Genomic DNA, 21,419 nt, shown 5'->3' with positions numbered 1-21,419 from the left:
GTGTAGGGTTCCTGGTATTAGTATCATCACGATACCTATATAATACCTTAATGATACCTTTAATCCTTTGCAGCGATCCTGCTCACACTTCAGGCAGTCAGCTTTGTTTAAGTTTTGTTTACCTTTGGCACTGCGCTGTTTATCCTGCGTTTATCAGCCATTGCCGATAATCAATGGATGACAGAATTAAACGATCAGGGAATGGTCAGCTAATGCGCGTTACCACAACGTGGCCAACAGCGTGTAACCTTTTCAGTGTGGGTGCCTGGAGTTGCACCCGCCTAAACAACAGGAGTCTGTACCATGCGAGTACTGGTTGTTGAAGACAATGGCCTATTGCGCCACCATCTTAGTGTGCAAATGCGTGAAATGGGGCATCAGGTTGATGCCGCAGAAGATGCCAAAGAAGCCGACTATTTTCTGCAGGAACATGCGCCTGATATCGCCATTGTCGATCTCGGGTTGCCGGGTGAAGATGGCCTGAGCCTGATCCGCCGTTGGCGTGCCAACCAGATGAAGTTGCCGATCCTGGTACTGACCGCCCGTGAAAGCTGGCAGGATAAGGTGGCGGTGCTGGAAGCCGGTGCCGATGATTACGTCACCAAGCCCTTCCACCTGGAAGAAGTGATTGCCCGCATGCAGGCCTTGATGCGCCGCAATAGCGGCCTGGCTTCACAGGTGATCGTACTGCCACCGTTCCAGATCGACCTCTCACGCCGTGAGCTGAGCGTCAACGAACAGCAAATCAAACTGACGGCCTTTGAGTACACCATTATCGAAACGTTGATCCGTAACGCGGGTAAAGTGGTCAGTAAAGATTCATTGATGTTGCAACTCTACCCGGATGCCGAACTGCGCGAAAGCCACACCATCGACGTATTAATGGGCCGCCTGCGTAAAAAACTACAGGCCGAATACCCACAGGAAGTGATCACCACCGTACGTGGTCAGGGCTACCGTTTCGATGCCAAGTGAGCATAATGTTCAACAGAGATAAAAAGCCTTTCTCACTGCGCGCCCGCTTTCTGATGGCCACCGCCGGGGTGATCCTGGCGCTGTCGCTGTCCTACGGGCTGGTTGCGGTCGTCGGCTATATCGTCAGCTTTGATAAAACCGCCTTCCGCCTGCTGCGCGGTGAGAGCAACCTGTTCTTCAGCCTGGCGCAGTGGAAAGACCAGAAGTTGACCATTGCCATCCCGCCCGATCTCGATCTCAACTCCCCAACGCTGGTGTTTATCTACGACGAAAAAGGCAACCTGTTGTGGAGCCAGCGCTCGGTGCCGGAGCTGGAAAAACGGATCCAGAAAGAGTGGCTGGAAGAGTCCGGTTTCTATGAGATAGACACCGACACCCGCATCAGTAGCGAAGTGCTGGGCGACAATCCCAAGGCCCAGGATCAACTGAAAGACTATGACGATACCGACCATGAGGCGTTAACCCACTCGGTGGCCGTCAATACCTATGCCGCCACCCCACGCCTGCCCGCCTTGAGCATCGTGGTGGTCGACAGCATTCCGCAGGAGCTGCAACGCTCGGACGTGGTGTGGGAATGGTTCAGCTACGTTCTGCTGGCCAATCTGCTACTGGTCGTACCTCTGCTCTGGCTAGCTGCGTATTGGAGTTTGCGGCCGATCAAGGCGCTGATAACCCAGGTGGGTGAATTGGAAAACGGCGAGCGCGAGCAACTGGATGAAAATCCCCCCAGTGAACTACGTGGCTTGGTACGGAACCTGAATATCCTGGTGCGCAACGAGCGCCAGCGCTACACCAAATACCGTACTACGCTGTCCGATCTCACCCACAGCCTGAAAACCCCGCTGGCGGTATTGCAGACCACCCTGCGCTCGCTGCGTTCCAGCAAGCAGACCACCATCGAAGAGGTCGAGCCGATCATGCTCGAGCAGATTAGCCGTATCTCGCAACAGATTGGTTATTACTTGCATCGGGCCAGCATCAACTCTGGTCAAACCGTGTTGACCCGCGAGATCCATTCGGTTTCTGCCCTGCTCGACAGCCTGAGCGTGGCACTAAACAAGGTCTATCAGCGTAAAGGGGTAGTCATCACCCTCGATATCTCACCAGAAGTCACCTTTATGGGCGAGAAAAACGACTTTATGGAGGTGATGGGCAACGTGCTGGAGAACGCCTGTAAATATTGCCTGGAGTTTGTGGAGATCACCTCGCTGCACTCGGACAAATACCTGACGATCGTCATTGATGACGACGGCCCCGGCATCCCCGAAAGCAAGCGTGAGCTGATCTTCCAACGCGGCCAACGCGTCGATACTCTGCGCCCCGGCCAGGGGATTGGCCTGTCGGTCGCCGCCGAGATCATCGAGCAATATGACGGCCAAATTACCATCAGCGACAGCCCGCTGGGTGGAGCACGGATGGAGGTCACCTTCTCCCGCCAGCACGACTCCCACCATCACGATTAAATTCTCTCGCTCAGGCCCCGATCCACGGGGCCTAACTTCCGTTATAATCCCTGCAGGCTCACTCTATCCTGGAATAGAACATGGATTACCAATTAGATCTCGACTGGAACGACTTTTTGCAACGCTATTGGCAAAAGCGTCCGGTAATTATCAAGCGTGGTTTTAACAACTTTATCGATCCGATTTCCCCGGATGAGCTGGCCGGGTTGGCTATGGAAAACGAGGTGGACAGCCGCCTGGTGAGCCATCAGGAAGGTCGCTGGCAGGTTGGCCACGGCCCGTTTGAAAGTTTCGACCATCTGGGCGAGAACAACTGGTCATTGCTGGTGCAGGCCGTAGATCACTGGCATCAGCCTTCCAGTGCGCTGATGCAACCGTTCCGTAAGCTGCCAGACTGGCGCATGGACGATCTGATGATTTCGTTCTCGGTGCCGGGCGGCGGCGTTGGCCCGCATCTTGATCAATACGACGTGTTCATCATCCAGGGTACTGGCCGCCGCCGTTGGCGCGTGGGCGAAAAAGTGCCGATGAAGCAGCACTGCCCGCACCCTGACCTGTTACAGGTTGAGCCGTTTGACGCCATCATTGACGAAGAGATGGAGCCTGGCGATATTCTGTATATCCCACCGGGATTCCCGCATGAAGGCTACTCTCTGGAAAATTCGCTCAACTATTCCGTCGGCTTCCGCGCACCGAATGGCCGCGAGATGGTGAGTGGCTATGCCGACTATGTGCTAGCGCGCGAGTTAGGCAGCAAACGTTACACCGATCCGGATATCGCGCTGCGCGATCATCCGGCGATGGTTCTCCCCCATGAGGTCGATGCACTGCGTGGGATGATCCTGGAGCTGGTGCAGCAGCCGGAGCACTTCCAGAACTGGTTTGGCGAGTTTATTTCGCAGTCGCGTCACGAGCTGGACATCGCGCCGCCAGAGCCGCCTTATCAGGCCGGTGAAATCTATGAGCTGCTGCAACAGGGTGAGCCATTACAACGTTTGGGTGGGTTGCGCGTGCTGCGCGTTGGCGACCAATGCTTTGTCAACGGTGAGCTAATCGACACCGAACATCTGCAAGCCGCCGATGCCCTGTGCCAGCACGCCAGCGTTGATGCCGCCTTGCTGGGCGACGCGGTGGACGACCCATCGTTCCTGGCCCTGCTGACGGCGTTGATTAACAGCGGTTACTGGTATTTTAACGACTAATCATAATGAGTGAGGGGCAAACTGGCCCCTCACTCAATCTATTAACGCAAAAAACTACCGTTTAGCGCGCTCGGCACTCAGAGTGGCAATGCGCATGATCACCGCAACCGCCTGCTCCATCCCTTCCAGCGTAATAAACTCATGCTTGCCATGGAAGTTATAGCCACCGGTAAACAGGTTTGGACAAGGCAGCCCCTTGAAGGATAGCTGCGCACCATCAGTGCCACCGCGGATCGGCTTCATCACCGGCTCAATATCGCAGTCCCGCATCGCCTGCTGTGCCAGCTCGATCACATGAGGATGCTCGGCCACCTGCTCACGCATGTTGTAGTAATTATCTTCGATCGCCACCTCAATGTAGCAATCCCGTGGTAACCCACGACCAACCTTTTGCGCGACTTCAATCATCTTGCGCTTGCGAGCCTCAAAGCCTTCACGCTCAAAATCCCGCAAGATGTAGTGCATCTCGGCACGTTCAACGTTCCCCTTGATGCTGTTGAGATGGTAAAAACCCTGATACCCCTCGGTATGCTCCGGTGTTTCCTCGGCCGGTAGCTCCTGTTGGAAACGGGTTGCCAGCGACAGCGCGTTCACCATCACCCCTTTGGCACTGCCTGGATGGACGTTATTGCCGACGATTTTGACCGTCACCGCCGCTGCATTGAAGTTTTCACACTCCAGTTCGCCCACCCCACCACCATCGACGGTGTAGGCCCACTCTGCATCGAACGCAGCAACATCAAAGAAATGCGCCCCTTTGCCCACCTCTTCATCCGGCGTGAACGCCACGCGGATATCGCCGTGAGGAATTTTTTGCTGCTTTAGCCGCACCATCGCGGTCAAGATCTCGGCAATCCCGGCTTTATCGTCGGCCCCCAACAGCGTTTTGCCGTCGGTGGTGATCAGCGTTTGCCCCAGCATCTGATGCAAGATCGGGAACATCACCGGCGATAACACTTCATCACCGATGCCCAAGGCAATGTCACCGCCGCGATAGTTTTCCACTATCTGCGGTGTCACATGCTTACCCGAAAAATCGGGTGAGGTATCAAGGTGAGAAATAAAGCCAATGGCCGGCACTGGCCAGCTCACATTGCCAGGAAGCGTGCCCATCACGCAGCCATGTTCGCTTAGCGATACCCGTTCAAACCCCAGCCCAATCATTTCCTGTTGCAACGCACGCGCCAGCTTCAGTTGCCCTTCGGTACTAGGCACATGTTTGACGTTCGCTTTAGCCTGTGTGTCAAATGAGACGTAGTTAAAAAAGCGATCTAGTAGTTTATCCATGGTTCCGCCCTCAGAATTTCGCGTTTCATTATGCGGAACCGATCCGGATCAAATATTGAGACAGGTCATTAATAATCAGATTTAACACAAATCATTAAAGCAAGTGATGGTTTAATAGGGTAACTACCGACGCAAAAATCGGCCAACGGGCATGACTTATAGGCGGTTTGGCTTTCAATTACCGGATTCAGCGTCTATCATGCGCCCTCTTAAATTTTTGATCGGCGCCGCTGGCTTTGAGCTTCAGTACCTGACGGGTCACTCCCGTAAGCTCGCGCAGTCTTTTCCAGCGGCGGTTCTATCTGCACCACCGTACGGGATAGAGACACTAAAATGACTGAACAATCCTCTTTGGTTACACTGAACGCCCTGAGTAAAAGCTTTGACGGCAAAGAGATCATCCGCGATCTCAACCTAAAGATTAACGATGGTGAATTCCTGACCCTGCTTGGCCCTTCCGGCTGCGGGAAAACTACCGTGCTGCGGTTGATTGCCGGGTTGGAAAATGCCGACCACGGGCAGATCGTGCTCGACGGGCAAGATATCACCGCCATCCCGGCCGAGCATCGGCACGTTAACACCGTGTTTCAAAGCTATGCCCTGTTCCCCCATATGACCGTGTTTGAAAATGTCGCCTTTGGCCTGCGCATGCAGAAAACCCCAGAGGCGGAGCTAACGCCGCGCGTGGAGGAAGCCCTGCGCATGGTGCAATTGGACGAGTTCGCTCAGCGCCGCCCGCATCAGCTGTCTGGTGGGCAACAGCAACGGGTCGCGATTGCCCGGGCCGTGGTGAATAAACCTAAACTGTTACTGCTCGACGAGTCGCTTTCGGCACTGGACTACAAGCTGCGCAAGCAGATGCAGAACGAGTTGAAGGCGCTACAGCGCCAATTGGGCATCACCTTTGTGTTCGTCACGCACGATCAGGAAGAGGCGCTGACCATGTCCGATCGGATTGTGGTGATGCGCGACGGGCGAATAGAACAGGACGGCACTCCACGGGAAATCTACGAAGAGCCCAAGAACCTGTTTGTCGCCAGCTTTATCGGTGAGATCAATATCTTTGATGCGGTAGTACTACATCGTATCGATCCGCTGCGGGTGCGCGCTCGTGTGGAAGGCCGCGAATGTGATATTTACGCCGATCTCCCGGTCGAGCCAGGACAATCCCTGAAGGTTCTGCTGCGCCCGGAGGATCTGCGCGTCGAAGAGGTGAACGACAGCGAGCAGATAGATGGCCTGATCGGCTACGTGCGCGAACGCAACTATAAAGGCATGACGCTGGAGTCGGTGGTTGAACTGGAAAACGGTAAGATGGTGATGGTCAGCGAGTTCTTCAATGAAGACGACCCTGACTTTGACCACTCGTTAAACCAGAAGATGGCGATAACCTGGGTTGCAAGCTGGGAGGTAGTGCTGGCCGATGAAGAAATCGCGTAATTTGCTGCAAAACCTGGTGATCATCGGCACCGTCGGCTGGCTGGTGCTGTTTGTTTTTCTACCGAACCTGATGATCATCGGTACCAGTTTCCTCACCCGTGACGATGCCAATCTGGTGCAGATGGTGTTCACTCTGGATAATTATACCCGGCTGTTTGATCCCCTGTACGGCCAGGTGATGCTGCACTCGCTGAACATGGCGGCGATCGCCACCTTGTGCTGCCTGCTGCTGGGTTATCCTTTTGCCTTTATTCTGGCTCGCCTGCCGCAAAGGGTGCGTCCGCTGCTGCTGTTCCTGCTGATTGTGCCCTTCTGGACCAACTCGCTGATCCGTATCTATGGCCTGAAGCTGTTTCTCAGCACCCGCGGCTATCTGAACGAGTTCCTGATGTGGGCCGGGATCATCGATACGCCGTTACGCATCATGTATACCTCTGGCGCCGTGGTGCTGGGGCTGGTCTACATCTTGCTGCCGTTTATGGTGATGCCGCTCTACTCCAGCCTGGAAAAGCTGGATAAATCCTGTCTGGAGGCGGCCCGCGATCTCGGTGCCAGCAAGCTGCAAACCTTTATCCGCATCATCATTCCGCTGACCATGCCAGGCATTATCGCCGGTTGCCTGTTGGTGCTGCTGCCCGCTATGGGGCTGTTCTACGTGGCCGACCTGATGGGCGGAGCCAAAAACCTGCTGATCGGTAACGTCATCAAAAGCCAGTTCCTGAATATCCGTGACTGGCCGTTTGGGGCCGCCACCAGCATTTGCCTGACGCTGGTGATGGGGCTGATGCTGTGGATCTATTACCGGGCCGCCAAGCTGCTGAACAAAAAGGGGGAGCTGGAATGATCGGACGCCTGTTGCGCGGTGGCTTTATGAGCCTGATTTACGCCTATCTCTATATTCCCATCGTGATCCTGATCGTTAACTCGTTTAACACCTCGCGCTTTGGCATCAACTGGCGGGGTTTTACCACCCACTGGTACAGCATGTTGATGAACAACGACAGCCTGTTGCAGGCCGCTGGGCATTCACTGACCATGGCGGTGCTGTCCGCCAGCTTTGCTACCATGATCGGCTCTTTGGCGGCGGTGGCATTGTATCGCTATCGTTTTCGTGGGAAGCCCTTCGTCGGTGGCATGCTGTTTGTGGTGATGATGTCGCCGGATATCGTCATGGCCATCTCGCTGCTGGTGCTGTTTATGCTGCTAGGCGTCTCGTTGGGCTTCTGGTCGCTGTTATTTTCGCATATCACCTTCTGCCTGCCCTTTGTGGTGGTCACCGTCTATGCGCGTCTGAAGGGCTTTGACGTCAAGATGCTGGAAGCCGCACGCGATCTGGGTGCCAGCGAAATGGTGATCCTGCGCAAAATCATCCTGCCGCTGGCGATGCCCGCTGTCGCCGCCAGTTGGTTGCTAAGCTTCACGCTGTCGATGGATGATGTCGTGGTCTCTTCGTTCGTGACCGGGCCGAGCTACGAGATTTTGCCCTTGAAGATCTATTCGATGGTCAAGGTCGGCGTATCTCCTGAAGTGAACGCCCTGGCGACCATTCTGCTGGTGTTATCGCTAGCGCTGGTGCTCACCAGCCAACTGCTGCTGCGCGATCGGCAAAAACACTGATTTGCCAATGGGATAAGCGTCTTTACCCCGTTGGGTACGCCACTTATAATGGCCGCTCTCTGGGGTATGGCGCATCACGCTATACTGTAAAAACATGCACTGCTAAAGGATCCGCACCATGAAAAAGTGGTCACATCTGCTCGCAGCCGGGATGATGGCACTGAGCCTTGGCTCAGCAAACGCCGCGGACGACGGCAAAACGCTCTATTTCTACAACTGGACCGAGTATGTCCCGCCGGGTCTGCTGGAACAGTTCACCAAAGAAACCGGTATCAAGGTGATTTACTCCACCTATGAATCGAACGAAAGCATGTATGCCAAGCTGAAAACCTACCAGGATGGCGCGTACGATCTGGTAGTGCCCTCCACCTATTTCATCGCCAAGATGAGCAAGGAAGGGATGCTGCAAAAGATCGACAAAAGCAAACTCAGCCACTTTAACGATCTCGACCCCAACCTGTTGCACAAGCCGTTCGATCCCAACAACGATTACTCCATTCCCTATATCTGGGGCGCCACCGCCATTGGCGTCAATACGGATGCCATTGATGCCAACACCGTAACCGCCTGGGCCGATCTGTGGAAACCGGAATACAAAGGCCGCGTGCTGCTCACCGATGATGCACGTGAAGTGTTCCAGGTCGCGCTACGCAAACTGGGATATTCAGGCAATACCACCGATCCTAAACAAATCGAGGCTGCCTATAACGAGCTCAAGAAGCTGATGCCAAACGTGCTGGCGTTTAACTCCGATAACCCGGGTAATCCGTATATGGAAGGCGAAGTCGATCTGGGCATGGTATGGAACGGTTCGGCCTATGTCGCGCGCCAGGCCGGTACTCCATTGGAGATCGTCTGGCCGAAAGAAGGCGGCATTTTCTGGATGGATAGCCTGGCCATTCCGGCTAACGCCAAGAACGTCGAGGGTGCATTGAAGCTGATCGACTTCCTGCTGCGCCCAGAGATCGCGGTGCAGGTGGCGGAAACCATCGGTTACCCTACCCCCAATCTGGCCGCGAGAAAGCTGTTGCCGAAGGAGATCGCCAACGACAAGTCGCTGTATCCGGATGATGCGGTGATTGAGAACGGTGAGTGGCAAAACGATGTGGGCGATACCAGTACGCTGTATGAGACCTACTTCCAGCAGCTAAAAGCTGGACGCTGACCTAGATTAAGGTGTGGAGAACATATTGAATTTCCCCACACCTTTTAACCCGACGCTCGATTAAGGCTTATCCGCCCGCTCGACCTTGCCCATCAGGAACTTGTGCACAAAGCGTGGCACCACCTCGCTGGCCGGGCCGTAATGCTTCTCTTCGAACTGGCTTTCCACCAGGCTCGGCTCCAGATTCAGCTCCATGGTATAAGCCCCACCCAACCGAGCCTCGTGAACAAAGCCTGCCGCCGGGTAAACATTGCCAGAGGTGCCAATCGCGATAAAGAAATCGGCCTTGGCCAACGCGGCGTAAATCTCATCCATCCCCAACGGCATTTCACCAAACCACACCACGTGAGGCCGCAGAGGCGCAGGGAACTGGCAGCAGTGGCAGCGTTCATCCACGCTCAGGTCTCCCAACCACTCCACCACCTGCCCAGAACTGGTGCAGCGTACTTTCAGCAGCTCGCCATGCATATGCAGCACATGCTTGCTACCGGCACGCTCGTGCAGGTTGTCGATATTCTGCGTAACCAGGAGGAAGTTCTCCTCCCCCAGCCACTCTTCCAAATCGGCCAGCGCACGATGAGCCGCATTAGGGCCGATATCCGACTGCTGCAGTTGCCGGCGGCGCGCATTATAAAACTCCTGCACCAAGGCCGGATCGCGCTGATAACCGTCCAGGGTGGCGACATCTTCCACCTTATGCTCTTCCCACAGCCCATCGGCAGCGCGGAAAGTACGGATGCCAGACTCGGCAGAGATCCCTGCTCCCGTCAGCACCACGACAAACGGCTTTTTCAGCTCTGCCGCCGCCATGGTATCGCGTTGGAATATCCGCGAGCGAAAACGCTGATGCCGCACATGCTTACTCTTGCGAAACTGACACAACCGATGGCGAGTGTGCATGAACTCTCCTTATTTATGACTTTCCACCAAATTGAGGAACGCTGCCCCACGAACACCGCCAGCATCGCCATAGCGTGCCTTCTCGATGCGTGGCAGTTTGGCTACCCGTAACAAATGGGCTGGCAAACGCTGGGGCAACGCCTGATAAATTGCGGCAAAATTCGATAAGCCGCCGCCAATCACCACCAGGTGGGGGTCGATGATGGTCAGCAGGTTGCCCAGGCAAATGGCCAGGACATCCAGAAATCGTTCTACGTGCGCCACGGCCTGTGGCTTACCGGCCTGATAATGCGCAATGATTTGCTGCGCTGGCAACCGTTGTTGATAAAAATGCGCATACATCCACTCAAATCCGCGGCCCGAGATGTAATTCTCGATGCAACCGTCATGGCCGCAGCCACAGGGAACGCGAGGAATATCACGCCCGAGCACCTCCAGCGCATCCACCGGCAAACGGAAGTGGCCAAACTCTCCAGTGATAAAGTTACGCCCAGAGACCACTTTACCATTAACGATCAAACCACCGCCAACACCGGTACCCAAGATAATGCCTAGCACCGTCGGGTAATGGCGGAACTCTTCGTCCCAGGCTTCCGAGAGCGTGAAGCAGTTTGCGTCGTTATCGACCTTGACCTCGCGGCCAATCAGCTTGCTCAGATCGCGCGGCAGCGGCTGCCCCATCGCGGCCGGGACGTTGGCGGTAAACAAGGTGCCATCTTCATTTGGCAACCCGGGAATACCTATACCCACCTGCCCCTGCGTACCACAAACGGCATCGGCCTCAAGGGTAAGATCGCGTAATACCGCCAGCAGTTGCCGGTAGTCGTCACGCGGCGTCGGCATCCGCTTTTGCCAGATACGCTGCAGGTCGGCGTCGAACACCCCAAGTTCAATCTTGGTGCCGCCCATGTCGAAACCGTAGTACATAACTCGCCCTCAGGGTAAAAAAATGGGGCCCGCTACCGGCCCCAGGTTTTATTACTGCCCGCTCAATACGCGGGCCGGATCGATGCGGCTGGCACGTCTGGCCGGATACCAACTGGCCAGCAGGCTAAGCACGATTGCCGTACCCAGTACGATAGCGACATCCAGCCAGTGCAGCTCGGACGGCAGGAAATCGATAAAGTAGATGTCGCCAGACAGGAAAGAGTGGCCCATCAGCTTTTCGATGCCTTTCATGATATTGGTCAACTGTAGCGAGGCAATCACGCCAACTACTACCCCGCTAAGGCTACCCACCAGCCCGGCCAACAGGCCATACCAGACAAAGATGGCGCGGATAAAGCCGTCTTTGGCCCCCAGCGTACGCAGCACGGCAATGTCGCCACTCTTGTCCTTCACCGCCATCACCAGGGTGGAAACGATGTTGAAACAGGCCACGCCGATCACCAGCACCATCGCCAGATACATGATGGCGCGGATCATTTGAATATCGCGATACATAAAGCCGTAAGTGCCAATCCAGCTCTTGATATAGACGGTGGCATCGGCGACTTCCCCGGCGTCACGCACCAGCTTGTTAGCGGCGAATACGTCGTTAACCTTGATGGCAATCCCGGTGACACTGTCACCCATATCCAGATAGTGCTGGGCATCCGCCAACGGCACCATGGCCAGACTGTGATCGAGCTGGCCACTAAGTTGTAAAATACCGGTGACATGCAGGCGAATACGCTTCGGCTGCAACAGTTTCATCTCAGGATCGCTGTTGGGGATCATCACCGTGACGTAAGAGCCCTGCTTCACGCCCAGAGCGTCGGCGACCCCTTTGCCCAGGATCACCTGCTGCTCACCGCTTTTGAAATTGGCCCAGGCATCGCCCTGCACATAACTTGGCAGCGCGCTAAGCTGTTTTTCCTGCGCAGGATCGACCCCTTTTACCTGCACGGCGCGTAGCTGAGCACCATTCTCCATCAGCCCGGTAAAGTTGATATAGGGTGCCGCAGCCAAAATGCCCGGTACCTTTTCGACCCGTTGCAGGATCTCCGGCCAGCCGGTGAACGGTTGCTTGACCGGTTCGATCTCTCCGTGCGGCACCACCGCCAGAATACGGTTCTGCAGTTCACGTTCGAAGCCGTTCATCGCGCTTAGCCCGACGATCAGCACCGCCACGCCCAGCGCGATACCGATGGTGGAGATCACCGAGATCAACGAAACCATGCCGCCGCGCCGCCGGCCACGGCTGAAGCGCAGCGCCATCAGCAATGAAAGTGGCGAAGCGCTCATTACTCGGCCCCCATCAGGGTCAATTGTGCCTGTAGATGGCCATCTGCCATTTCCAACTGGCGGCTCAGGCGTTTAGCGAGTTGCAGATCGTGGGTGACCACCAAAAATGCGGTACCCTGGCGTACGTTCAATTCGCCCAGTAAATCGAAGATGCTGTCTGCGGTGCGCTTATCCAGGTTGCCGGTCGGCTCATCTGCCAACACCAGTGAAGGATTATTCACCAACGCACGGGCAATCGCCACGCGCTGACGTTCACCGCCGGACAGCTCGGACGGGCGGTGTTTGCTACGTTTTTCCAGGCCCACGGCCGCCAGCATCTCCAGCGCCTTTTCCTTCGCCAGCGCCGGTTTCGTGCCACCGATCAGCAGCGGCATCGCGGCGTTTTCCAGCGCGGTGAAATCTGGCAGCAAATGATGGAACTGATAGATAAAGCCGAGCTGGCGGTTGCGCAGTTCGGCTTTGGCAGTGGAAGAAAGCTTGTTCAACGACTGCCCTTTGTAAATGACCTCACCCGAAGTGGGCGAATCCAGCCCCCCCAGCAGGTGTAGCAAGGTACTTTTACCGGAACCCGAGCTACCGACGATCGCCATCATCTCGCCCGGTTGCATGGCAAAACTGACATTGCGCAACACGTCGGTATGCAGGTTGCCTTCCTGATAGGTTTTACACAGGCGCTCACACTGCAATAAAGGATGGTTACTCATAACGTAAAGCCTCAGCGGGTTGTACGGCGGCAGCGCGCCATGAAGGGTAAAGCGTGGATAACAGTGAGACCGCCATCGCCACCACGGCAATGATCGTCACCTGAAGAGGGTCAACCGCCACCGGCAGAGAAGCCCCGTCGATCAACGCGCCAAGGATCGGCATCAGGTTGTTCAGATTGGTGGCAAGCAGCACGCCTAACAGGGTGCCCAGCAACGAGCCGATAATCCCGGCGCTGGCCCCCTGCACCATAAAGACCGACATGATCTGCCGCCGCGTCAGGCCCAGGGTTTGCAGAATGGCCACTTCGCCCTGCTTCTCCATCACCAACAGGCCCAGCGAGGTAATGATATTGAATGCCGCCACCGCCACGATCAGGCTAAGCAGCAGCCCCATCATGTTTTTCTCCATGCGCACCGCCTGGAATAGCTCGCCCTTGCGTTCGCGCCAGTCTTTCCACTGGGTGCCTTCCGGCAGCGTTTGCTGGCTAAGGGTGTCCACCGTCAACGGCTGTTGCAGGAACAGACGCCAGCCGGTGATATTGCCCGCCGGGTAGCGCATCAGACGTGAAGCATCTTGCTGGTTCGCCAGCAGCTGATAGCCGTCCACTTCACTATTGGCATGGAAGGTGCCAATCACGGTGAACAGACGTTGGCTTGGGATGCGGCCCATCGGGGTAAACTGGCTCGCGCTCGGTACCATCAGACGCAGCCGATCGCCACGCTTGACGCCCAACTGCCCGGCAAGCTGTTCACCGATAATCAGGTTGTACTCACCCGGTTGCAGTTGTTGCTGTTTAACGTTGACCAGATAAGGCGTCAGCGGATCGGGCTGCTGCGGGTCAACCCCCAACATGACGCCAACGGCCACGCTGCGAGCGCTTTGCAGCACCACATCGCCGGTAGTCAACGGAGTGACTCGGGTGACACCATGCAGGTTTTGCACGGCAGAGGCTGGCAGCTGTTCAGGATTGATTGAACCCTGCTTGCTGGTGATCAGCGCCTGTGGCATGAGCCCCAGGATGTTGTTTTCGAGATCTTTCTCGAAACCATTCATCACTGAAAGCACCGTCACCAGCGCCATCACCCCCAGCGTAATGCCAATGGTGGATAGCCAGGAAACAAACCGCCCAAAGCGGTCTGAGGCTCGCCCACGCATATAACGCAGGCCAATAAATAACGCGACAGGTTGATACATGAAATCCGTTTTGTTGCCGTAGCTTAAGCAAAGTGATCAAGGATAATAAAGGCTCTACCGGGTTTATGGAACCACCCGGCCGGTTTTATTCATCATGTTTGCACGGGTTTACAGATAATACCGGATTTTGACCTTCCTGATGGCACGGTTGTTTCTGCTGTCAGCCGCTGAATCGTTTGACAATCCGTTTACAACGGGCAAATTAATAGACTGAACGAATCAATGCCAACCACATGAGGTAGTCATGACCGTTACGTCCCACTGCATCACCGCCGCCGATATTGCCAAAGCGGCCGAAATCCTGCAAAACCATGCGATCCGCACGCCAGTAATGACTTCCCGCCAGGCGGATGAGATCGCCGGTGCCCAGCTCTTTTTCAAGTGCGAGAATTTCCAGCGCATTGGGGCTTTTAAATTCCGTGGTGCCTTTAACGCCATCAGCCAATTGACCCCGGTTCAGCGCCAGGCAGGAGTGATAGCCTTCTCATCCGGTAACCATGCGCAGGCCATGGCGTTGGCGGCCCGTGAGCTTGGAGTGAACGTCACTATCGTGATGCCGCATGACGCCCCCGCCGCCAAGCTGGCGGCAACTCGCGGCTATGGAGCTAACGTGGTGATCTATCAGCGACAAACCGAAGACAGGGAAGCCATCACCCAGCGGCTAGCGGCGGAACAGGGCTTAACGGTGATCCCGCCTTACGATTATCCGCAGGTCATGGCTGGCCAGGGCACCGCAGCTAAGGAATTGATCGAAGAAGTTGGCCCGCTGGATATTTTGTTGGTTTGTACCGGTGGCGGCGGGCTGCTCTCTGGATGCGCCATTGCGGCACATCACTGGTCGCCCGGCTGCCGGGTATTTGGCGTCGAACCCGAGGCGGGCAACGATGTGCAACAGGCATTCCGCAGTGGTGAAAAAGTATGGATCCCGGTACCAAAAACCATTGCCGACGGCGCACAAACCCAGCAGGTAGGCAATCTCACCTTCCCGATCATTCAACACTATGTGGAAGATATTTTGACGGTGACCGACCAACAGCTGTGCCAGCAAATGCGTTTCTTTATGGAGCGGATGAAGATGGTAGTCGAACCGACCGGTTGCCTGGCTGCCGCTGCGGCGATGAATCAGGTCATCGATCTGCAGGGCAAAAAAGTCGGGGTGATCGTCAGCGGTGGTAACGTGGACGTCGATAAAATCGGCCAGTACCTCGCCATGGCGCAGGATTGATTAAATTACCGCCAACAGGAAGCTTGCTCGCGCTTTTACCGGTGTCAGTTTATACGCCGCTGGGCTAGTATAACCAAGGTATACCCGTCGTCTTTCAAGCTGCAGCGTTGTTACCTGCACTATCTCACCCCAGTCACTTACAAAAGTAAGCTCCTGGGGATGAGATAGCTTGGCGCCTAGCTGCAACTTGAAATCCATAGGGTATAAGGAATGAGTAATTCTTTGTGACAAGCAAACAGGATTTTGTGGTATTCACGCGTCAAGTGCCACGGTGAACACCACAAAAACTGTTATTCAATTCATTGATTAAAGATAACTGAATGAGCATTTCTGATAATAACCGCAGCTCCGCATCCTCCTACCGTTACTCTCTTCCTGACCGCGCGGGCGATTTACGCCAGCTAGGGCAGCTCACCGGTTCTGCCTGTGCCGTAGAATGCGCCGAAATCGCCGAACGCCATCCCGGCCCGGTGATGCTCATCGCCCCGGATATGCAGAATGCATTGCGGTTGCGTGACGAAATCCAGCAGTTTACCGATCAGATGGTGACCACCCTTTCCGACTGGGAAACGCTGCCATACGACAGCTTCTCGCCCCATCAGGAAATCATCTCTGCGCGGCTTTCCAGCCTGTATCATCTGCCGACCATGGCACGCGGCATCATCATTCTGCCGGTGAATACGCTGATGCAACGCGTCTGCCCGCATGAGTTCCTGCATGGCCATGCGTTGGTGATGAAAAAGGGCCAACGACTTTCGCGGGATCTGCTGCGGGCACAGTTGGAACAGGCCGGTTATCGCAGCGTCGACCAAGTGATGGAGCATGGCGAATTTGCTACGCGCGGAGCGCTGCTTGACCTGTATCCCATGGGCAGCGAAGAGCCTTATCGCATCGACTTTTTCGACGACGAGATCGACAGCCTGCGCACCTTTGATGTGGATAACCAGCGTACGTTGAGCGAAGTGGACGCCATCAACCTGCTGCCAGCGCACGAGTTCCCGACCGATAAGGCCGCCATTGAGCTGTTCCGTAGCCAGTGGCGTGAACAGTTTGAAGTGCGTCGCGACGCCGAACATATTTATCAGCAAGTGAGTAAAGGCACCTGGCCTGCCGGTATCGAATACTGGCAACCGCTGTTCTTCAGCCAGCCGCTGCCTTCCTTGTTCAGCTATCTGCCAGCCAATACGCTACTCGTCAACACCGGCAACCTGGAGGGAGCAGCCGAGCGTTTCTGGCTCGATGTCAATCAACGCTATGAGAACCGGCGGATCGATCCGATGCGGCCGCTGCTGGCCCCGGATACCCTATGGCTGCGGGTCGATGCGCTATTTGCCGAGCTGAAAGCCTGGCCGCGAATGGCGTTGAAAACCGAGGAGCTGCCTGCCAAATCCGGTTGCACCAACCTGGGCTATCAAACCCTGCCGGATCTCGCCGTCCAGGCCCAGCAGAAGGCCCCACTGGATAATCTGCGACGCTTTATTGAAAGCTTCACCGGTGGCGTGGTCTTCTCGGTAGAGAGTGAAGGCCGCCGCGAAACCCTGCAAGATCTGCTTGGTCGCATCAAGCTGAGTACCAGCCTGATCCATCATCTGGATGAGGTCGAAGCATCGGGCCGTTATATGATGGTCGGAGCCTCCGAGCGTGGCTTCCTGGATACGCTGCGTGACCGGGCGTTGATCTGTGAAAGCGATCTGCTCGGTGAACGCGTCAGCCGCCGTCGGCAGGATAATCGCCGCACCATCAATACCGATACCCTGATCCGCAACCTGGCAGAGCTGCACCCAGGGCAGCCGGTGGTGCATCTGGAACACGGCGTTGGCCGCTACGTTGGCCTGACCACGCTGGAAGCTGGGGGCATCAAGGCGGAATATCTGATCCTCTCCTACGCCGGTGAAGACAAGCTGTACGTGCCGGTCTCTTCCCTGCACCTGATCAGCCGCTATGCCGGAGGAGCCGACGAGAACGCCCCGCTGCACCGGCTTGGCGGGGATGTCTGGTCGCGAGCCAGGCAGAAAGCCGCCGAACGCGTGCGTGACGTGGCCGCCGAGCTGTTGGACATCTATGCCCAACGTGCCGCCAAGAGCGGTTTTGCGTTCAAACATAATCGTGAGCAGTATCAACTGTTCTGCCAGACCTTCCCGTTTGAGACCACGCCAGATCAGGAACAGGCCATCAACGCGGTGCTGAGCGATATGTGCCAGCCACTGGCGATGGATCGTCTGGTCTGCGGCGACGTTGGCTTTGGTAAAACCGAAGTCGCGATGCGTGCCGCCTTCCTGGCCGTCGAAAACGGTAAGCAGGTCGCGGTACTGGTGCCGACAACCCTGCTGGCGCAGCAGCACTTCGACAACTTCCGCGATCGCTTTGCCACCTGGCCCATCCGCATCGAAATGATGTCGCGTTTTCGCAGCGCCAAAGAGCAGCAGCAGATCCTGGAAGAGGCGGCCGAGGGCAAGGTCGATATCCTCATTGGCACCCATAAGCTGTTGCAGAGCGATCTGCGCTGGAAAGATCTGGGGCTGTTGGTGGTTGATGAAGAACACCGCTTTGGGGTACGCCACAAAGAGCGTATCAAGGCGATGCGCGCAGACGTAGATATTCTGACGTTGACCGCCACGCCAATCCCACGCACCCTAAATATGGCCATGAGCGGCATGCGCGATCTGTCGATCATTGCTACCCCGCCGGCCCGCCGTCTGGCTGTGAAAACCTTTGTCCGTGAGTACGACAGCCTGGTGGTGCGCGAGGCCATCCTGCGTGAGGTACTGCGCGGCGGCCAGGTGTATTACCTGTATAACGACGTCGAGAATATCGATAAGGCCGCCGAACGCCTGGCAGAACTGGTGCCGGAAGCACGGATTGCCATTGGCCACGGCCAGATGCGGGAACGCGATCTGGAACGGGTGATGAACGATTTCCACCACCAGCGCTTCAACGTGCTGGTCTGTACCACCATTATTGAAACCGGCATCGACATCCCCAGCGCCAATACCATCATTATCGAACGGGCCGACCGCTTTGGTCTGGCACAGCTGCATCAGCTGCGTGGTCGCGTCGGGCGTTCGCACCATCAGGCCTATGCTTATCTGTTAACGCCAAACCCGAAGGTCATGAGCACCGACGCACACAAGCGGTTGGAAGCGATTGCCTCGCTGGAAGATTTGGGGGCCGGGTTCGCGCTCGCCACCCACGATTTGGAAATCCGTGGTGCTGGGGAACTGCTGGGGGAAGACCAAAGCGGCCAGATGACCACCGTGGGCTTCTCGCTGTATATGGAGCTGTTGGAAAGCGCCGTCGACGCCCTGAAGAACGGGCGTGAGCCTTCGCTGGAAGATCTCACCAGTAATCAGACGGAAGTGGAACTGCGCATGCCTGCGCTGCTGCCCGATGACTTTATCCCTGACGTGAATACCCGTTTGTCCTTCTATAAACGCATTGCCAGCGCTAAAAATGAGGGTGAACTGGAAGAACTGAAGGTTGAGCTGATCGATCGCTTTGGCCTGCTGCCGGATGCAGCGCGTAACCTGCTGCAAAGCGCGGCGATGCGTCAACAGGCGCAGATACTGGGGATCAAGCGTATCGAAGGCAACGAGCGCGGGGGCTTTATCGAGTTTGGCGAGAAGAACCGGGTCGATCCGGGTTATCTGATTGGCTTGCTGCAAAGCAAACCGCAGGTTTACCGCCTGGATGGGCCAACCAAGCTGAAGTTTATGCTGGATCTCACTGACCGGGCCGAACGACTGAAGTTTATCGGCGAGCTGCTGGCGGCGTTCAGAGAGCATACTTTGGCAGCTTGAGGCCAATGCCCCTAATCCTTAGATCATGTCTTCTCCCCGCCTTAGCGGATAAGACATGATCTAGCTCGTTCAACGTCCTTGATGGCATTGGCAATGCGTTTATTGATGCTCACCGCGTTTCGTTGCAGCGAGCTACACCTGGGGGAGTGGCACGACAATACCACCGCTCATGGATTTCGACATTGTAGTGTTTTATATAAGCCGCGCAGTTAATAACTTCACCACCTCATCTACCGAGGGCAAAGATGGATGGCCCACCATGCGCTGTAACGCATTATCATATTTTTCATGCCAAACAGGTTGAATCATTTCATAACCGTCCTTGCGCAGTTGGTTAACGTTGCGGCGTACAGCAGCTTTCTCCCACATCACGGCCCCCATTACAGGGAAGAACAACACCGGAAAATCCGCAGCAAGCACTACCGTGGTTAAGCGATTTGGCGCAGCACCTTGTGCGACCGAGGCCAGCGTATTCGCCGTTGCAGGCAATACCGCCATGATGTCATGGTCAGAAACAATCTTTGAAGGTTTGTCGCTAGGCCAATCAGCAGTTTTTTCACCCGCAATCACACGGTCAGCCCACAACCCGAGCGTTTCTGCGGGGATAAACTGCTCTGCTTGCCGAGTCATCAACACGGTTAACGAACAGTGAATATTCTTTTTAATCGCCTTCAGGTACTCTGGAAGATAAGTGATATCCACCGAGCCAGTAGCACCAATTAAAATCCGCTTCTTCTCCGTCATGTTCGTGCTCCACGCAAAGCTTTCTAATAGCCACAGCTATGAGAGTAAAAGCCGCAACCTCTACTCTCATGCATCAAGTACCTGAAGGAATTACGGCGTACCAGGAGGTGCTTCCCCCCAGCCCCACTTCTTAATCGTTTCCCGCTTAGGGCATGGTGCTTCAGGTTGCGAATTCGCTTGGGCTCGACGCGATCCCCACTCAATATAAGCGGCAAATGCGGAACGGAACTCAGGATCGGTAGGCAAGTTTACCTCGTCCACACATTCCATCATCAAATCCACCCAACGCTGACGCTGATCCGGTTGGATACTCCTGCCGCGATGCTTGGAAACCATACCCTTAAACCCGCCTCGATGAGCCGTGTAATTAGCTTCTCCACCCAGAACCTCTTCCAGCCAGATAGCGACATGTTCCGGGTGGTCACCCGCCATATGAGCAAACATCGGCGCTAATAACTCATCCTTTTCAACCTTGGCGTAAAAGATCGCCATGAGTTTTAGCAGAACCTCTCTTCCACCCATCCATTCAAATAAAGTTGGTGTATTTTCTGACATAATTACTCCAGTAAAGTTAATTGGTGATAATTCAGACGATATTGATAACTCAACCTAATTCCAGTGAAGCCAGAGCATTAATTCCTAGCTGATAATCTGCAGGTGGTTCCCCACGATACATCCGGCAAGTATGAAACAATGTTTTGAACCCTAAAGAGCGGGCAAATGCGATGGTCTGCTGGGCGTATTCTGGAATATCTAGCGTGACATTCGTCTGCTGCGGCATCTCATTCATCGCGGCCAACATCAGTGCTCTCATGTTTTTCTCATTAGCGGCGTAGAAAGGTCCGACTCGATACCCACCATCGCAAGGACGTAAACCAATTACGCCCTCAATCCCTTTATTACCCACTAATAGAAGTCCTTTTCGCCCTTGGCCGAAAAACCACTCAGTAAGTAAACCGGCACGAGAATACCCGACGAAACTCGCATCATAATCAATCACAGAAGTAATATTTTTTTGATCGACGAGTTCGATATTGTATAGTTCGACAATGTTTTTAGTAGCCGCCCCCACCATGCGGAAAGTGTGATAATGTGTTTTGAACCCATACTTCTGATAAGTGGCCTCTTGAGCGGGCATACCATCCAGGCCAATACAGCGCCCTTCAGCATGTTCAATCGCCATACTCCAAACCGCCAAGCCAAACCCTTGACCGCGAAAATCGGGATTAACAATATAATGGCCAAGATGAGCGTAATTTTGCGCGTGGTTCACAACAGATATCGAAGCAATCGGCCTATCTTGCCAATAGCCGATATAAAAACCCGGCGCATCTACATTAAGGAAACGACTTGCGTCTCCTTCACCAAGATCCCAGTTCTCCTGACGTGCCATTTCCACCACTACCTGCCATGCTTCGGGTGTGGCTATGCTTACCCGAAATTGGATTTCAGGGCGCTCGGTTACTCTACTCATATTAT

The 21,419-nt window shown here is 55.3% G+C and carries 18 protein-coding genes; 9 read left to right on the top strand and 9 right to left on the bottom strand.

Annotation, left to right across the window (positions count from 1 at the left end):
- Positions 1-303 precede the first annotated feature (303 nt).
- The 3 genes from phoP (at position 304) to ACMV5H_RS05210 (ending at position 3,640) form a co-directional block, all read left to right on the top strand.
- Positions 304-975 (top strand): two-component system response regulator PhoP, encoded by a 672-nt coding sequence (phoP, locus tag ACMV5H_RS05220; protein ID WP_021804688.1) that lies wholly within the window; start codon positions 304-306, stop codon positions 973-975.
- Positions 976-980: 5 nt separating this feature from the next.
- A complete protein-coding gene (gene phoQ / locus ACMV5H_RS05215) occupies positions 981-2,438 on the top strand; it encodes a two-component system sensor histidine kinase PhoQ (protein WP_021804689.1) in 1,458 nt (485 codons plus the stop codon).
- An 80-nt stretch (positions 2,439-2,518) separates the two neighbouring features.
- Positions 2,519-3,640: a cupin domain-containing protein gene (locus tag ACMV5H_RS05210; RefSeq protein ID WP_021804690.1), complete on the top strand. Its 1,122-nt coding sequence runs from the start codon at positions 2,519-2,521 to the stop codon at positions 3,638-3,640.
- Between the two features lie 54 nt (positions 3,641-3,694).
- On the opposite strand, the gene pepT is transcribed toward ACMV5H_RS05210, so the two are convergent.
- Positions 3,695-4,927 carry a peptidase T gene (gene pepT, locus ACMV5H_RS05205; protein ID WP_024485244.1) on the bottom strand — a complete coding sequence of 411 codons (1,233 nt, stop codon included), beginning with the start codon at positions 4,925-4,927 and terminating at the stop codon, positions 3,695-3,697.
- Between the two features lie 333 nt (positions 4,928-5,260).
- Here pepT and potA point away from each other — a divergent pair, with 333 nt between their 5' ends.
- The 4 genes from potA (at position 5,261) to potD (ending at position 9,149) form a co-directional block, all read left to right on the top strand.
- The gene (gene potA, locus ACMV5H_RS05200; protein WP_115158380.1) at positions 5,261-6,367 is read left to right on the top strand and encodes a spermidine/putrescine ABC transporter ATP-binding protein PotA; all 1,107 of its coding nucleotides are present in this window, start codon (positions 5,261-5,263) and stop codon (positions 6,365-6,367) included.
- Complete coding sequence (gene potB / locus ACMV5H_RS05195; RefSeq protein WP_059200570.1) at positions 6,351-7,211, top strand: spermidine/putrescine ABC transporter permease PotB; 861 nt, start codon at positions 6,351-6,353, stop codon at positions 7,209-7,211. The genes potA and potB overlap by 17 nt, the downstream gene beginning before the upstream one ends.
- Positions 7,208-7,984, top strand: a complete 777-nt coding sequence (gene potC, locus ACMV5H_RS05190) for a spermidine/putrescine ABC transporter permease PotC (protein WP_021804693.1) — start codon at positions 7,208-7,210, stop codon at positions 7,982-7,984. The genes potB and potC overlap by 4 nt, the downstream gene beginning before the upstream one ends.
- Positions 7,985-8,102: 118 nt before the next feature.
- Positions 8,103-9,149 (top strand): spermidine/putrescine ABC transporter substrate-binding protein PotD, encoded by a 1,047-nt coding sequence (potD, locus tag ACMV5H_RS05185; RefSeq protein ID WP_059200569.1) that lies wholly within the window; start codon positions 8,103-8,105, stop codon positions 9,147-9,149.
- 60 nt (positions 9,150-9,209) lie between these two features.
- Here potD and cobB read toward each other — a convergent pair whose 3' ends face one another.
- From cobB to lolC, 5 genes are read right to left on the bottom strand one after another with little or no spacing between them, the layout of a single operon-like run.
- A complete protein-coding gene (gene cobB, locus ACMV5H_RS05180) occupies positions 9,210-10,049 on the bottom strand; it encodes a Sir2 family NAD+-dependent deacetylase (protein ID WP_059200568.1) in 840 nt (279 codons plus the stop codon).
- Between the two features lie 9 nt (positions 10,050-10,058).
- Complete coding sequence (nagK, locus tag ACMV5H_RS05175) at positions 10,059-10,976, bottom strand: N-acetylglucosamine kinase (protein WP_414821544.1); 918 nt, start codon at positions 10,974-10,976, stop codon at positions 10,059-10,061.
- A 51-nt stretch (positions 10,977-11,027) separates the two neighbouring features.
- The gene (lolE, locus tag ACMV5H_RS05170) at positions 11,028-12,275 is read right to left on the bottom strand and encodes a lipoprotein-releasing ABC transporter permease subunit LolE (RefSeq protein WP_021804697.1); all 1,248 of its coding nucleotides are present in this window, start codon (positions 12,273-12,275) and stop codon (positions 11,028-11,030) included.
- Entirely contained in the window at positions 12,275-12,979 is a 705-nt protein-coding gene (gene lolD / locus ACMV5H_RS05165) for a lipoprotein-releasing ABC transporter ATP-binding protein LolD (RefSeq protein ID WP_021178283.1), read from the bottom strand. Before lolD ends, lolE begins: the two co-directional genes overlap by 1 nt.
- A complete protein-coding gene (lolC, locus tag ACMV5H_RS05160; protein WP_414821543.1) occupies positions 12,972-14,174 on the bottom strand; it encodes a lipoprotein-releasing ABC transporter permease subunit LolC in 1,203 nt (400 codons plus the stop codon). Before lolC ends, lolD begins: the two co-directional genes overlap by 8 nt.
- A gap of 244 nt (positions 14,175-14,418) precedes the next feature.
- Between lolC and ACMV5H_RS05155 the strand changes: the two genes are divergently transcribed.
- A complete protein-coding gene (locus ACMV5H_RS05155) occupies positions 14,419-15,399 on the top strand; it encodes a threo-3-hydroxy-L-aspartate ammonia-lyase (RefSeq protein WP_414821542.1) in 981 nt (326 codons plus the stop codon).
- A gap of 320 nt (positions 15,400-15,719) precedes the next feature.
- On the top strand, positions 15,720-19,196 hold the full coding sequence (mfd, locus tag ACMV5H_RS05150) for a transcription-repair coupling factor (RefSeq protein WP_179251436.1): 3,477 nt from the start codon (positions 15,720-15,722) through the stop codon (positions 19,194-19,196).
- A gap of 192 nt (positions 19,197-19,388) precedes the next feature.
- On the opposite strand, the gene ACMV5H_RS05145 is transcribed toward mfd, so the two are convergent.
- The 3 genes from ACMV5H_RS05145 to ACMV5H_RS05135 all read right to left on the bottom strand — a co-directional run bounded on the left by ACMV5H_RS05145 (position 19,389) and on the right by ACMV5H_RS05135 (position 21,414).
- Positions 19,389-19,940: a flavoprotein gene (locus ACMV5H_RS05145; protein ID WP_179244647.1), complete on the bottom strand. Its 552-nt coding sequence runs from the start codon at positions 19,938-19,940 to the stop codon at positions 19,389-19,391.
- A 90-nt stretch (positions 19,941-20,030) separates the two neighbouring features.
- Positions 20,031-20,495 carry a group II truncated hemoglobin gene (locus ACMV5H_RS05140; protein ID WP_179244646.1) on the bottom strand — a complete coding sequence of 155 codons (465 nt, stop codon included), beginning with the start codon at positions 20,493-20,495 and terminating at the stop codon, positions 20,031-20,033.
- Between the two features lie 49 nt (positions 20,496-20,544).
- Positions 20,545-21,414 (bottom strand): GNAT family N-acetyltransferase, encoded by an 870-nt coding sequence (locus tag ACMV5H_RS05135; RefSeq protein ID WP_414821541.1) that lies wholly within the window; start codon positions 21,412-21,414, stop codon positions 20,545-20,547.
- Positions 21,415-21,419: the final 5 nt, after the last annotated feature.

Origin of the sequence: Serratia sp. N21D137, assembly GCF_047530005.1 — a bacterium.
GTDB lineage: Bacteria > Pseudomonadota > Gammaproteobacteria > Enterobacterales > Enterobacteriaceae > Chania > Chania fonticola_B.
The sequence above is the reverse complement of the archived record's forward strand: the minus strand, read 5'-3'. Positions and strand labels throughout refer to the sequence as shown.

Bases quoted from the DNA above. Each gene is read 5' to 3' on its own strand.
- phoP (WP_021804688.1), top strand. From the start codon at position 304: ATGCGAGTACTGGTTGTTGAAGACAATGGCCTATTGCGCCACCATCTT.
- phoQ (WP_021804689.1), top strand. From the start codon at position 981: ATGTTCAACAGAGATAAAAAGCCTTTCTCACTGCGCGCCCGCTTTCTG.
- ACMV5H_RS05210 (WP_021804690.1), top strand. From the start codon at position 2,519: ATGGATTACCAATTAGATCTCGACTGGAACGACTTTTTGCAACGCTAT.
- pepT (WP_024485244.1), bottom strand. From the start codon at position 4,927: ATGGATAAACTACTAGATCGCTTTTTTAACTACGTCTCATTTGACACA.
- potA (WP_115158380.1), top strand. From the start codon at position 5,261: ATGACTGAACAATCCTCTTTGGTTACACTGAACGCCCTGAGTAAAAGC.
- potB (WP_059200570.1), top strand. From the start codon at position 6,351: ATGAAGAAATCGCGTAATTTGCTGCAAAACCTGGTGATCATCGGCACC.
- potC (WP_021804693.1), top strand. From the start codon at position 7,208: ATGATCGGACGCCTGTTGCGCGGTGGCTTTATGAGCCTGATTTACGCC.
- potD (WP_059200569.1), top strand. From the start codon at position 8,103: ATGAAAAAGTGGTCACATCTGCTCGCAGCCGGGATGATGGCACTGAGC.
- cobB (WP_059200568.1), bottom strand. From the start codon at position 10,049: ATGCACACTCGCCATCGGTTGTGTCAGTTTCGCAAGAGTAAGCATGTG.
- nagK (WP_414821544.1), bottom strand. From the start codon at position 10,976: ATGTACTACGGTTTCGACATGGGCGGCACCAAGATTGAACTTGGGGTG.
- lolE (WP_021804697.1), bottom strand. From the start codon at position 12,275: ATGAGCGCTTCGCCACTTTCATTGCTGATGGCGCTGCGCTTCAGCCGT.
- lolD (WP_021178283.1), bottom strand. From the start codon at position 12,979: ATGAGTAACCATCCTTTATTGCAGTGTGAGCGCCTGTGTAAAACCTAT.
- lolC (WP_414821543.1), bottom strand. From the start codon at position 14,174: ATGTATCAACCTGTCGCGTTATTTATTGGCCTGCGTTATATGCGTGGG.
- ACMV5H_RS05155 (WP_414821542.1), top strand. From the start codon at position 14,419: ATGACCGTTACGTCCCACTGCATCACCGCCGCCGATATTGCCAAAGCG.
- mfd (WP_179251436.1), top strand. From the start codon at position 15,720: ATGAGCATTTCTGATAATAACCGCAGCTCCGCATCCTCCTACCGTTAC.
- ACMV5H_RS05145 (WP_179244647.1), bottom strand. From the start codon at position 19,940: ATGACGGAGAAGAAGCGGATTTTAATTGGTGCTACTGGCTCGGTGGAT.
- ACMV5H_RS05140 (WP_179244646.1), bottom strand. From the start codon at position 20,495: ATGTCAGAAAATACACCAACTTTATTTGAATGGATGGGTGGAAGAGAG.
- ACMV5H_RS05135 (WP_414821541.1), bottom strand. From the start codon at position 21,414: ATGAGTAGAGTAACCGAGCGCCCTGAAATCCAATTTCGGGTAAGCATA.